This window comes from Kutzneria sp. NPDC051319, assembly GCF_040682195.1.
Taxonomy (GTDB): domain Bacteria; phylum Actinomycetota; class Actinomycetes; order Mycobacteriales; family Pseudonocardiaceae; genus Kutzneria.
Window position 1 is genome coordinate 13,311 of the sequence record NZ_JBFBAM010000063.1, and the last position, 13,023, is coordinate 26,333.

The window sequence follows — 13,023 nt, forward strand, 5'->3', positions numbered from 1 at the left end:
CGTCACGGGCTGACCAGCACGCCCTTCACGAAGTCGGGGCCTGCGGCCGCCATCGCGGCGAAGGCGTCGTCGACCTGGTCGAGGCTGTACCGGTGGGTGACCAGCGGGGCGTAGCTGAAGCGGCGCTGGGCGATCAGCTCCAGGGCGACGGCCATGGCGGCAACGGTGCGGGTGCGGTCGGGGCAGAAGCCGTTGACCACGGTGACGGCCTTGTACCAGAGGTCCATGTCCATCTTGGCGTCGCCGGTGTGGTGGTAGCCGACGACGTTGAGCGTGCCGAACGGCCGGACCAGGCGGCCGGCGGTGGCCAGGCCGGGCGTGACGCCGGTGGCCTCCAGCACCACGTCGAACCGGGTGCCGAGATGTTCGTCCGGAACCTCGTCGGGCGCGAAGGCGAGGTCCGCGCCCAGGGCGAGGGCCCGCGCGCGGCGGGCCGGGTCGGGGTCGACGCCGACGAGCAGACCGGGGGCATGCCGCTTGGCCAGCTGCACCAGACCGAGCCCCATGAAGCCGAGACCGACCACGGCGGCGCGGCTTCCGGCGGCGACCGGCGACCGGGAAAGCGCTTCCTCCAGGACGGCGACCGGCTCGCCGAGGGCGTGAGCGGGCTCGACATCGCGCGGTACGGGCAGCAGCGCGGCACTGTCCATTACGGCCAGTGACGCGAAGCCCTCGCCGCCGAGCCCGGTGACGAGGTCGCCGACGTTCCACCGGGTCGCCTCGGAGCCGACGGCGGCCACTCGGCCGGCGATCTCGTGACCGAGACGCATCGGCGCCACGCTCGGATCGTGGTCGCGCCAGGCCGAGAGGTCCGACGTGCAGACACCACAGGCCAGCACCTCGACCAGCACCTGGTGGTCGGCCGGCGTGGGATCGGGCCGCTCGACGACCTCGGACGTGCGCGGTCCGACCAGCTGGCTGAATCTCATGCTCGTCTCCGAGTGGTTTGAAGTGGTATGCGGTGGATTGGTGACCTGTCGCACGCCCGAACCCTGTCCAGGATGCTGTCATCACGGTTTCATACCGTCACTACTCTGTTCAGCCGCTAGACAGTACCGTGCCGTCTGACCACTCTGGTATGCCGTGGTATGCATCTGGTACGTCGTCCGTCAGGGCGTGAAGGGAGCCGAGCCATGCGCACCGTGCTCAGGAAGCTCGGCTTCTACCTGCTCACGGCCTGGGTCGCGATCAGCCTGAACTTCCTGATCCCCCGGGTCATGCCGGGCGACCCGGCCGAGCACCTGATCAACCAGTTCCACGGCAAGCTCGGGCCGGCGGCCATCCAGGCCCTGCGGGTCCTGTTCGGACAGCCGGACGCCAGCCTGTGGACCCAGTACCTCAACTACTGGCACAGCATCCTGACCGGCGACTTCGGCATCTCCTACGCCTACTACCCGACCGCCGTGGGCACGGTGCTGGGCCAGAGCATGTTCTGGACGCTGGGCCTGATCACGGCCTGCACCATCCTGGGCTTCGTGATCGGCACCGGCCTGGGCATCCTGGCCGGCTGGAAACGCGGCACCTGGCTGGACTCGCTGATACCGGTGACCACGTTCCTGTCGTCCATCCCGTACTTCTGGTTCGCCATCATCATCGTGCTGGTCTTCTCGATCACGCTGAACTGGTTCCCGCTGTCCGGCGGCTACTCGGTCGACACCACCATCGGCTTCAGCGGCGACTTCATCGCCAGCGCGCTGTACTACGCGGTGCTGCCGGCGGCGACCATCGTGATCACCTCGGTCGGCGGCTGGCTGATCAGCATGCGCAACATGATGGTGACCACGCTGTCCGAGGACTACGTGCGGCTGGCCGAGGCCAAGGGCCTGTCGCGGCGCCGGGTCATGTACTCCTACGCGGCCCGCAACGCGATGCTGCCGTCGCTGTCGGGTTTCGCGATGTCGCTGGGCTTCGTGATCGGCGGCTCCATCGTCACCGAGGTGGTCTTCAACTACCCGGGCCTCGGCACCACGCTGTTCAAGGCGGCGCAGGCCGCGGACTACCCGCTGATGTCGGCCATCTTCCTGCTGATCACGATCATGGTGCTGGTGGCCAACCTGCTCGCGGACGTCGTCTACGTGTTCCTCGACCCGAGGACGAGGGAGGGCTGATCATGGCCATGCAACCCGCGGTCCTCGCCGAGACGGCCGAGCCCATCGAGCCCGAGGCGGGCCGGCTGTGGCTGCGCGCGCTGCGCGCCCCGCTGACCCTGACCGGTGTGATCATCACGCTCGTTTTTGTCGTGCTGGCGGTGATCGGGCCCTGGATCGCACCGTACGACCCGTCGGCAGTCAGCGACGCGGCCACCGCTCCCCCATCCTTCGACCACTGGCTGGGCACCACCCAGAACGGCCAGGACATCCTGTCCCAGGTGCTCTACGGCGCGCAGGCGTCGATGCTGGTCGGGCTGGGCTCGGCGGTGATCACCACGGTCCTGTCGGTGCTGGTCGGCATCACCGCCGGCTATCTCGGCGGCACGAGCGACGAGCTGTTGTCGTTGCTGGCCAACGTGTTCCTGGTGCTGCCGGGCCTGCCGCTGACCATCATCCTGGCCGCGTACATCCCGCACAGCGGCTCGCTCGGCATCATCCTGGTGATCTCGCTGACCGGCTGGGCCTGGGGCGCCCGGGTGCTTCGCGCACAGACGCTGTCCTTGCGCAAGCGGGACTTCGTGGAGGCGGCCCGGGCCACCGGCGAGCGCACGTCGAAGATCATCCTGCGGGACATCCTGCCCAACCAGCTGGCGGTGATCGCCGCGGCTTTCCTGGGCACGGTGACCGCGGCCATCCTGACCCAGGCCAGCCTGGCGTTCCTCGGCCTGACCGACGTCACGCAGTGGTCGTGGGGCACGATCCTGTACTGGGCGCAGGCCGACAGCGCGCTGCTCACCGGCTCCTGGTGGTGGTTCGTGCCGGCCGGGCTGGCCATCGCGCTCATCGGCACCGCGCTGTCGCTGGTCAACTTCGGCATCGACGAGTTCATCAACCCGCGGCTGCGACAGGCCGGCATCGGCACCAAGAAGGCGCAGCGGGCCCAGGTTTCCCGTCGCCGAACCAAGCGGGTCAGGCGTTCCGGCGAGCGGCAGCCGCGGCCCGCGGGCGCGCCGTTCACGGCCGACAGCACGGACGTCGTGCTGGACGTCCGCGGCCTCAAGGTGAACTACGGCGCCGTCACCGCCGTCGACGACGTGTCGTTCACCTTGAGGCGGGGGGAAGTCCTCGGAATCGCCGGCGAGTCCGGCTCCGGAAAGTCCACTCTGGCCTATGCCATCACCCGGCTGCACAAGCCGCCGGCCGACATCCCGCAGGGCGAGATCCGCTACACCAACGCGGACGGGTCCACTGTGGACGTGCTGGCCATGGACGACGAGCAGCTGCGGGCCTTCCGCTGGGAGGAGCTGTCCATCGTCTTCCAGTCGGCGATGCACGCGCTCAACCCGATCATGCGCGTCGGCGAGCAGATCGAGGACGCCCTGGTGGCCCACCGGCCCGGCATGGCCGCGCCGGAACGGGCCGCCCGAGTCGTGGAGCTCCTGGGCATCGTGGGCATTCCGGCCGACCGCGCCGGCTCCTACCCGCACGAGCTGTCCGGCGGCATGCGGCAGCGGGCGATGATCGCGGTCGGGCTGGCGCTCGACCCGGAGATCATCGTCATGGACGAGCCGACCACCGCGCTGGACGTGGTGATCCAGCGGCAGATCATCGACAAGATCATGGAGCTCAAGGACCGGCTGGGCTTCTCGGTCATCTTCATCACCCACGACCTGTCGCTGCTGATCGAGATGTCCGACACGATCGCCGTGATGTACGGCGGCAAGATCGTGGAAATGGCGGCCGCACAGGACTTCCACGAGCGGCCGCAGCATCCGTACAGCCGCGGCCTGCTGGAGTCGTTCCCGACGCTGAGCGGGCCGAAGAAGGAGCTGTCCGGCATTCCCGGCTCGCCGCCGGACCTGCGCCGGCTGCCCAGCGGCTGCTCGTTCCGGCCCCGCTGCCCGGCCGCCTTCGACGCCTGCGCCGAGCACGAGCCGCGGTTGTACCAGATCGGGGCGTCCTCGGCCGCCTGCCTGCTGTACTCCGACGACCACGCCGTGAAGATGGGTGAGAGCGCATGACCGCACCGGTGTTGGAGGCCGTCGACGTCACGAAGCACTTCCCCGTGCGCGGCCTGGTCAAGCGGGGCGCGGGGCGGGTCGTGCACGCCGTGGACAACGTGTCGCTGAAGCTCTACTCGGGCCGGATCACCGCCCTGGTCGGCGAATCCGGCTCGGGAAAGTCCACCCTGGCCCGCCTGCTGGCCCAGCTCTACCCGCTGACCAGCGGCGAGATCCGACTGCACGGCAACCCCGTGCAGGCCACCAAGGGCAAGGCGTTCCGCGAGCACGTCAGCAAGGTGCAGCTGATCCTCCAGGACCCGTTCGCCTCGTTCAACCCGGTCGCCTCGATCGCCAGCACCCTGCGCCGCGCGGTGTCCATCCACCACACCGGCAAGGCCGGCGACGAGCAACTGGCCGTGATCGACGACCTGTTGACCCAGACCAACCTAGTGCCGCCGCGGCAGTTCACCCAGAAATTCCCGCACGAGCTGTCCGGCGGCCAGCTCCAGCGGGTCTCCATCGCCCGCGCGCTGGCTGCGAGCCCCGAGGTGTTCCTGGCCGACGAGCCGGTGTCCAGTTTGGACGTGTCGATCCGGCTGGGCATCCTCAACCTGTTGCGGCGCTTGACCGAGGAGCGTGAGGTGGCCATGCTCTACGTCACCCACGACATCGCCTCGGCCCGCTACTTCGCCGCCGACACCGCCGTGATGTACGCCGGCGAGATCGTGGAGACCGGCCCGTCGGAGACCGTCACCCAGCAGGCCGCACACCCGTACACGCAGCTGCTGATCTCCTCCGCGCCCGATCCGTCCCGCACGGATGCCAAGCGGGTCAAGGACATCGGGCAGCCGCCGAGCCTGATCTCCCCGCCGAGCGGCTGCCGGTTCCACCCGCGCTGCCCCTTCGCCATGGCCCGCTGCAAGCAGGAAAAACCGCCGACCTTCGAACTCGCCGACGGCCACACCGCACGGTGCTGGCTGTACGCGGACAACCCTGAGCCCGCCGCGTCAGAAAGGCCCGATGCGCAGTGACCACCCCGGTTCAGCTCACCAGAAGGAACCTGTTGGCGGGCATGCTCGCCACCGCCGGCGGCCTCGCGCTGGCCGCCTGCTCCCCCGGCGGCTCGTCGTCGTCATCGGCCAACGGCCTGACCGTCACCGTCGCGGGCCAGTCCGACAACCTCACCCAGGTGTTCAACCCGTTCCTGGAGAACACCGCGCTCGGCGTGACCTACAACGGCTCCTTCATCTACGAGCCGCTGGTGCAGATCAACACCGCCGACATCGGCAAGGACATCCCGTGGCTGGCCAGGTCCTGGGAGTGGTCGGACGACAACAAGACGTTCACGGTCACGTTGCAGGACACCGTGAAGTGGACCGACGGCAAGCCGTTCTCGGCCGATGACGTGGTGTTCTCCTACCAGCTGCTGAAGAAGTTCCCGGCGCTGAACCTGCAGGGCGTGCCCGACAACGAGGTCAGCTCGCCGGCACCGAACAAGGTCGTGTTCACCTTCAAGGACCCGTCGGAACAGCTGTTCCCGAGCATCGTGTCGGCGCCGATCGTGGCCAAGCACCTGTGGGAGTCGGTCAAGGACCCCACGACCTACCAGGACCCGAACCCGGTCGGCACCGGCGCGTTCAAGATCGGCACGTTCTCGCCGCAGAGCCTGCTGCTGACCCGCAACGACGACTACTGGCAGACCAAGGCGGCCATCGCGGCGATCCGCTTCGTGCCGTACAAGGACAACTCCACCATCACCAACGCGATGGTGCAGGGTCAGGCCGACTGGGCCGGCGCCTACATCGCCAACGCGGACAAGACCTTCACGTCCAAGAACAAGAACTACCACTTCTGGGCGCCGAGGGCCGGCACCGACGGCCTCATCCCGAACCTGGAGCGCTGGCCGCTGTCGGACATCGCGGTGCGCAAGGCGATCAGCCTCGGCGTGAACCGCAAGCAGGTGGCCGCGGCCAGCGGCGAGCAGCCCGCCACCAGCGTCACCGGCCTGCCGCTGCCGACCTACAAGTCCTCGGTGGCCAAGGCCTACGACGGGGTCGGCTTCGTCGAGGACAAGAACAAGGCCATGCAGACCCTGGAGGCCGCCGGCTACGCCAAGGCGAGCGACGGCTACTACGCCAAGGGCGGCAAGCGGGTCGAGTTCAGTTGCAGCTTCCCGGCCTCCTACACCGAGATCGCCGCGCGCGTGCAGGTGCTGGTGTCGCAGCTCAAGGACATCGGCATCAAGCTGAACATCGACACCACCACCGTGGACGACATCAACCCGCGCACGGCCAAGGGCGACTTCGACTCCACCATGGGCTATCCGGTGAGCCCGACGCCGCGGGCGTTCTCGTTCTACAACGACACCATCAACCCCAACCTGTACTACCCGATCGGCCAGTCCACGCCCTCGTTCCAGAACATCGAGCGGTTCAAGGACGACGAGGCGGCCGAGCTGTTCAAGCAGTACCCGCTGGCCACCACCGACGAGCAGCGGCAGCAGATCCTAGACAAGATCGAGAAGGTGTTCGTGGAGAAGCTGCCGTGGATCCCCATGTTCTACTGGGGTTCCTACAGCAGCTGGAGCACCGCCAAGGTGACCGGCTTCCCCGACGAGAACAGCCCCTACTTCACCGCGGTGCCCAACGTGGTGGTGGCGCTGAGGCTGAAGCCGGCGTGACCGCCGATCTCGCCGTCATGGCGTACACCGTGCTGGAGCAGGCCCGGGCCGATCTCGACGGCACGTTCGCCCGGCTGGCCGAGATCGGCTACCGGGGCGTCGAGACCTACGGCCTGGTCGAGCACTTCGGTCCGGCGCGGGTACGGGGCGCGCTGGACGCGGCCGGGCTGGCCGTGACGAGCGCGCACGCGCCGTTCCCGGCCGGCCCGGACGCGGAGTCCATCCTGGACCAGAACCAGGAGCTGGGCGCCGAGGTCCTGGTGTGGAGCATGGAGCGGGAGGAGTTCGACTCGCCGGACGCGATCAAGCGCGGCGTGCAGCGGGTGAACGTGGCGGCCGAGCACGCCGCCTCCCGGGGCATGAAGATCGCCTACCACAACCACTTCGCCGAGTTCTCCCAGTTCTATGACGGCGTGCAGGCCTACGACCTGTTGTTGGCATCGATGGACGACCGGGTGCTGCTGGAGCTCGACGCGTACTGGGCGGTCCTCGGCGGCGCCGATCCGGCCGAGATCCTGACCCGGCTCGGCGACCGGGTGCGGTTCATCCACATCAAGGACGGGCCGGCCGTCAGCTATGAAGACGACGTGATGGTGCCGATCGGCGAGGGCCGGATCGACTGGCGGACAACGCTTTCCGTGCCGTCCGGGCTGCGCTGGCACATCGTCGAGCTGGAACGGCTGCACATCGACACGTTCGAGGCGCTGCGACGCAGTTATGACCACCTGGTCGGCAACGGACTCTCGCTGGGGGCGCGATGAAGGTGCTGTTCCTGGGCGGGGCCGGCATGATCGGCTCCGCCTGCGCGGACGAGGCGGTGGCCTCCGGTCTGGACGTCACCGTCGTCACGCGCACCGAACCGAAGCGGCAGCCGCCGCCCGGGGTCCGCGCGCTGCGGGCCGACGTCCGGGACGCCTCGCAACTGCGAGACGCGCTGGGCGACCAGGACTTCGACGCGGTCGTGAACTGGGTCGGCTTCACGGTCGACGACGTTCGTCCGCATCCAGAGGTCTTCGCCGGGCGCACCGGGCAGTACGTGTTCATCAGCACCTGCTCGGTATTCGCCCGGCCGGTCCCGCAGCTGCCGGTGACCGAGTCGACGCCCCGCCGGCAGCCGGTGTTCGGCTATCCCCGCGGCAAGATCGCGTGCGAGGTGTTCCTGGAGAACGCTTTCCGTGACAGCGGGTTCCCGCTGACGATCGTCCGGCCGGCGCACGTCTACGACCGGACCGTGGTGCCCGTGCTGGCCGGTTGGACCGCGATCGACCGGATGCGGGCCGGCAAGCCCGTCGTCGTGCACGGCGACGGCACCTCGCTGTGGACGCTGATGCACTCCCGGGACTTCGCGCGGGCCTTCGTGCCGCTGCTGGGCAACGGGCACGCCGTCGGCGAGAGCGTGAACGTGGTCTCCGGGGACATCCTGACCTGGGACCAGATCCACCTGGAGCTGGCGGCCGCCGCCGGCGTGCGGGAACCGGCGCTGCGGCACCGGTCCAGCGAGACCATCGCCGAGGTGCTGCCGGGGTGGCGGGACGTGCTCCAGGAGGACTTCCGGCACTCGATGTTCTTCGACACCGGCAAGCTGCGGTCGCTGGTGCCGGGCTTCGCGCCGGCGGTGTCGTTCGCCGAGGGCGCTCGGGAGCTGGTCGCCCACCACGACATGCAGGCCCGGTTGCGCTCGGTCGACGAGGAGCTGAATTCCGCGTTCGATCGCCTCATCGAGCAGACCGATACAAGACCAAAGTAATACCACTTGGTATTCTGGTCATCCGCCGACAGGAGGTACAGCCGATGCAGGGGCCCGTGTGACCGCCGAACAGCCGGTGCTGCCCGCCGCCTACCCGGAGCCGCTGTGGACGCAGGCGGCGTCGCTGCTGCGCACCCGGATCGCGGACGGCGAGCTGCGCCCCGGCGCACGGCTGCCACCGGAGCGGGACCTCTGCCAGCAGCTGGCCATCTCCCGGGTGACGTTGCGCAAGGCCCTATCCGCGCTGGTCGACGAGGGTGTGCTGCGCTCGGCCCACGGCCGCGGCTGGTACGTCACCTCACCCGAGCGCGGCGACTGGCCCAACACCCTGGAGTCGTTCTCCGAGACCGCCCGCCGGATGGGCTTGGCGCCCACGTCCACCGTGCTCCGCGCAGTGGCCGCCCCGGCCAGTTTCGACGAGGCCGAGGCCTTCCAGATCGCGCCCGGCACCCCTCTGTTCCGGCTCGACCGGGTCCGCCTGCTCGACGGCGTGCCCATCGCCGTGGACGAGTCCGTGCTGCCCACCGACGTCGCTGAGGACTTCGGCCGGCTGGACTTCACCACCGCGTCCCTCTACGAGATCGTCTCCGGCCGCGGTTTCCAGCTGGCCCAGGCCGACACCACCATCGAGGCCCGCCCGGCCACCGCGGCCGTCGCCGAGCACCTGGACGTGCCGGAGGCCACGCCCATCCTGCAGATGCGCCAGGTGGTCCGGGACCGCTCCGGCCGCCCGCTGCTGTCCTCCACCATCCGGTACGCGGGCGACCGCTACCGGCTGCGCACGTCCTTCACGAGAAATGCAGGAACGGAGCAGACATGATCGACGGCTTCATCGCCTACACGCGGGCCCGCGCCACTCAGGCGGCGGACCTGGCGGCGGCGGTCGACCGTCTGGCCGGCTCGGTGGCGGAGCTGGCTTCTGGGGGTCGTTTTTCCGGTCCTGGACCGGTTTTCGTGGGAATCGGGGCGAGCCTGGCGGCGGCGTGTGCGCCGGTGTGGGCGCTGCGGTCGCGGGGGATCCACTCGTGGCGGCTGGGGGCGGGTGACCATCCGCTGCCGTTCCCGCCGAGCACGCATCCGGTGTTCGGGGTGTCGCAGAGCGGGCGCAGCGCGGAGACTCTGGCGGTGCTGGAGACGATACCGTTCGCCAAGCGGTACGCGGTGGTCAACGTCGTGCCGTCGCCGATCGCGGACCTCGCGTCGGGCCTGGTCGATCTGGGCAACATCGCCGACAGCTACGCCTCCACCATCGGCTTCACGGCCACGGTGGCGGCGCTGGGGCTGATCGCCGACGCCTGGCACGGGGGCAAGATCGACGACGGCTGGGCGTGCATCGGCGACGTGGTGGCGACGATCGACCGCGATCAGGGGCCGCGGATCCGTGCGCTGGCCCCGTTGTTCGCCGCGGCGACGTCGGCTGACTTCGTCGGGGCGGGGCCGTTCGTGGGGTCGGCCGAGGCCGGCGCTCTGCTGTTCCGTGAGGTGGCACGGATTCCGTCCACCGGCATGAGCACCCGCCAGTACCTGCACGGCTCCATGGAGTCCGCGGGCGGCGGCGTGCACGTGCTGTTTGGCGGCGACCGCGAGCTCGCCGCAGCGGAGACGCTGGCCGCGGCCGGTCATCCGACGATCCTCGTCACCAGCGAGGACATCGACCCCGGCCCGCTCGTGCACACCGTGCGCCTGCCCGCCCTGCCTCCCGCGCAGGCCGCCATCGCCCAGATCGTGGTCGTGCAGATCCTGGTCGAGGCCGTCGCCGCCGTCCGTGGCGTGGCGATCGAGGAATTCGTGTTCCACAACAACGACATCAAGGTGCCGGGGCTATGAGAGTTGTGGTCGGGGTCGACGTCGGAGGCACGAAGGTCGCGGTGCGGGTCGCGACGCCGGACGGGAAGGTGGTGGGCGACCACCAGTGGCCGGCGGACGCGTGGTCGGCGACGCCGGTGGGGGCGGCGGCGCGGTGGCTGCGGTCGGTGCTGTCGCTGGCGGTGCCGGAGGAGGACGAGATCGTCGCCGCGGGCATCGGGGCGCAGGGGTGCGACACGCAGGAGCACTGCCACGAGCTGACGGAAGCGCTTGGGGCCCTTGGGGTTCGGGCGACGATGGTCAACGACGCCCAGCTGCTGGTGCCGGCGGCGGGACTGGAGCGCGGCATCGGTGTGATCGCCGGCACGGGCTCCATCGCCCTCGGCGCGGACGCCAATGGCACGGCGTTGTACGCGGGTGGCTGGGGATGGGTGCTCGGCGACGAAGCGAGTGCGCCGGCCATTGTCCGTGAGGCGACGAAGGCGGCCCTGGCGGCGTACGACGATCGCCGGCCGGATGACGGCCTGATGCGGGCGCTGCTGGAGCACTACGCGGTCCCGGACCCGCCGGCCCTGGCGCGGGCGGTCAACGATGTGCCGACGCCGGAGAACTGGGGTCCGGGCGCGGCGGCGGTGTTCGCGGCGGCCGACGGGGGTTCGACGTTGGCGGCGCGGGTGGTCGACGAGGCGGCCCGAGGCCTGAAGTTGTTGGTGTGTCAGCTGATCGCCCGCGGCGCGGTCGGCGACACGGTGGTGGCGGCGGGCAGCGTGATCGTCAACCAGCCGCGCCTGGCCGAGCGGTTCCGGGCCCGGCTGGCCGACTTCTACCCGTCACTCTCGCTGCGGCTGCTGGACGTGCCGCCGGTGGCCGGCGGTGTGGTCCTCGCCCTACGAATGCTGACGCCCCAACACTGATCACCGCAGCAGGGACGCCGCCAGCACGAACCAGGCGGAGTGCGGGATCCACTGTTCGGCCCAGCGCCACGCGTTGCCCGCGGCGACCGGGGCGGGCGGCATGAAGTCGATGTCGTGCTCGTCGGCGAACCCGGCGGTGATGCCGTTGAGGATGCCGCCGGGCACGTTCTTGAAGATGGCGTGGTACTCGGGGGTGTTACGACCCCGGCCCTGCAACATGCAGCTGTCGAACGGGTTCAGGCCGAGCACCCAGTGCACCTGGTCGTCGGCCAGCACCTGAAGGCGCTCACGCAGTTCGTCGTCGCACTCCGGCTGGGCGGCGGTGACCAGGGCGGCGTAGGCGGCGGAGCAGATGCCGGCGTTCTCGCCCTGCCACCAGTAGCCGGTCTCGTTGCCGTGCGGGAAGAAGAAGCTGGTACGCGGTTCCTCCCCCTTGGGCTGCACGTACTGCCGGTTGACGCCGAACGGGTTGTCCACTTCCTCGTTGAGGCGCACGGCGTCCCGGGCCAGGGCCAGCGCGGTGACGCGGGCCTGGGCGGCGACCGGGGAGTCGGGGCAGACCTCAGCGAAGCGGAGCAGCGCGATGATCGGCAGGCCCGGCTCGGCGGCGTGGAAGAACGGCCGGCCCTCGACGTCGCCGACGAGGTAACCGAAGCCGGGACCGTTGGTGTAGCGGGAGATCAGCGACGTGGCCCGGGATTCCGCCGCCGACACCAGGCTTTCGCCGGCATTGACCAGCTCCGCGGCGGCCAGCAGGGCGCAGTAGTCGTCGATGACGCTCTCGGTGCCGTCGAAGCTGTACTCGGTGTTGTGCTCCCGCAGGTGATCGAAGCCCCGGCGGGCCGTCCGCAGGTACTCGGCCTGGGTGAAGTCGCCGCTGACCTCGGACATCGAGGCACGGGCCAACGCGGCGATCGCCAATCCGCCGCCGTGGCGGAACGCGGCCTGCCAGCGCTGGGTGCGGACGCTGTCCTGGAGCGGCGCGTTGATCACACGCTCGTCGAGGTTCTTGGTCAGCGCGTCGAAGATGCCGGTGTAGAAGTAACCCTCCGGCGCCTGGAAGCGAACCAGGAAGTCGGCGCCGTGCAGGCCCTCGTCCCGCAGCTTGGCCCCCAGCGCGTCGGACAGGGCCGGGTCGGTGGCGCGCAGGTTGTCCCGCGCGGCGAAGAAGGCCCACGCGCACAACGGGATCTGCTGCGGGCTCATCATCCGCGTGTACGTGAGGTGGCTGAGGAACTTGCTGAAGTCGCCGGAGGCGTCCAGCCAGCCGCCGCGGGCGTCGACCGTGCGGCCCGAGTCGTCGTCGTAGAAGCGGGCGGCGCGGTCCTTGCGGTCGATCTCGCCGGTGGAGCGGACCGCGCGGAAGTAGTTGACACAGTCGGACATCGCGGTGGCCGGCACAGCCTTGTCGGCGACGGCGAACGGCAGCGAGCGCTGAAGTCCTTCCGCCGTCCCGATCTCCACCTGGTACGTGCCCGGCTCGCGGGCGCTGCTGAAGTCGAGACGGCGGAAGGAGCCGACCGACCAGCGGTCCACCGTCACCTCAGGACCCGGCGTCAGCTCCAGCCGCGTGCCGTCCGCGCCCACCAACGCTGCCGAGCGGATCTCGGTGGGTTCGGTGTGCAGCAGCACGGCCTTCTTGCTGCCGGCGGAGTCGTAGCCGAGGTGACTGGTCAGGATCGTGGTCGGCACCGCACCGACGGTAGCCCACGGCTCGCCTTGGTTCAACTGGTATGGCTCTGGACTTACCTTTGTATTGTCGACGCCGCGTATTCTCGGTAGC

The 13,023-nt window shown here is 69.7% G+C and carries 11 protein-coding genes; 9 read left to right on the forward strand and 2 right to left on the reverse strand.

The features are described 5' to 3' along the window. Positions 1-2: 2 nt before the first annotated feature. Positions 3-929, reverse strand: coding sequence for an alcohol dehydrogenase catalytic domain-containing protein (locus AB0M73_RS38405; protein WP_363901964.1), 927 nt, complete (start codon positions 927-929; stop codon positions 3-5). A 204-nt stretch (positions 930-1,133) separates the two neighbouring features. Between AB0M73_RS38405 and AB0M73_RS38410 the strand changes: the two genes are divergently transcribed. The 9 genes from AB0M73_RS38410 to AB0M73_RS38450 are packed head-to-tail and all read left to right on the forward strand — an operon-like array spanning position 1,134 to position 11,240. After that, positions 1,134-2,108 (forward strand): ABC transporter permease, encoded by a 975-nt coding sequence (locus AB0M73_RS38410; protein ID WP_363901967.1) that lies wholly within the window; start codon positions 1,134-1,136, stop codon positions 2,106-2,108. Between the two features lie 2 nt (positions 2,109-2,110). Then, entirely contained in the window at positions 2,111-4,111 is a 2,001-nt protein-coding gene (locus AB0M73_RS38415) for a dipeptide/oligopeptide/nickel ABC transporter permease/ATP-binding protein (RefSeq protein WP_363901970.1), read from the forward strand. Further along, positions 4,108-5,124 (forward strand): ABC transporter ATP-binding protein, encoded by a 1,017-nt coding sequence (locus AB0M73_RS38420; RefSeq protein ID WP_363901973.1) that lies wholly within the window; start codon positions 4,108-4,110, stop codon positions 5,122-5,124. The genes AB0M73_RS38415 and AB0M73_RS38420 overlap by 4 nt, the downstream gene beginning before the upstream one ends. Next, entirely contained in the window at positions 5,121-6,773 is a 1,653-nt protein-coding gene (locus AB0M73_RS38425) for an ABC transporter substrate-binding protein (protein ID WP_363901976.1), read from the forward strand. Before AB0M73_RS38420 ends, AB0M73_RS38425 begins: the two co-directional genes overlap by 4 nt. After that, complete coding sequence (locus AB0M73_RS38430; RefSeq protein WP_363901979.1) at positions 6,770-7,534, forward strand: sugar phosphate isomerase/epimerase; 765 nt, start codon at positions 6,770-6,772, stop codon at positions 7,532-7,534. Before AB0M73_RS38425 ends, AB0M73_RS38430 begins: the two co-directional genes overlap by 4 nt. Beyond that, the gene (locus AB0M73_RS38435) at positions 7,531-8,520 is read left to right on the forward strand and encodes an NAD-dependent epimerase/dehydratase family protein (protein WP_363901981.1); all 990 of its coding nucleotides are present in this window, start codon (positions 7,531-7,533) and stop codon (positions 8,518-8,520) included. Before AB0M73_RS38430 ends, AB0M73_RS38435 begins: the two co-directional genes overlap by 4 nt. A 58-nt stretch (positions 8,521-8,578) precedes the next feature. Beyond that, positions 8,579-9,340, forward strand: coding sequence for a GntR family transcriptional regulator (locus AB0M73_RS38440; RefSeq protein WP_363901984.1), 762 nt, complete (start codon positions 8,579-8,581; stop codon positions 9,338-9,340). Then, on the forward strand, positions 9,337-10,347 hold the full coding sequence (locus AB0M73_RS38445; protein WP_363901987.1) for a hypothetical protein: 1,011 nt from the start codon (positions 9,337-9,339) through the stop codon (positions 10,345-10,347). Before AB0M73_RS38440 ends, AB0M73_RS38445 begins: the two co-directional genes overlap by 4 nt. Continuing rightward, positions 10,344-11,240, forward strand: a complete 897-nt coding sequence (locus AB0M73_RS38450; protein ID WP_363901990.1) for a BadF/BadG/BcrA/BcrD ATPase family protein — start codon at positions 10,344-10,346, stop codon at positions 11,238-11,240. The genes AB0M73_RS38445 and AB0M73_RS38450 overlap by 4 nt, the downstream gene beginning before the upstream one ends. Here AB0M73_RS38450 and AB0M73_RS38455 read toward each other — a convergent pair whose 3' ends face one another. Then, the gene (locus AB0M73_RS38455) at positions 11,241-12,932 is read right to left on the reverse strand and encodes a glycoside hydrolase family 9 protein (protein ID WP_363901993.1); all 1,692 of its coding nucleotides are present in this window, start codon (positions 12,930-12,932) and stop codon (positions 11,241-11,243) included. Positions 12,933-13,023 lie beyond the last annotated feature (91 nt).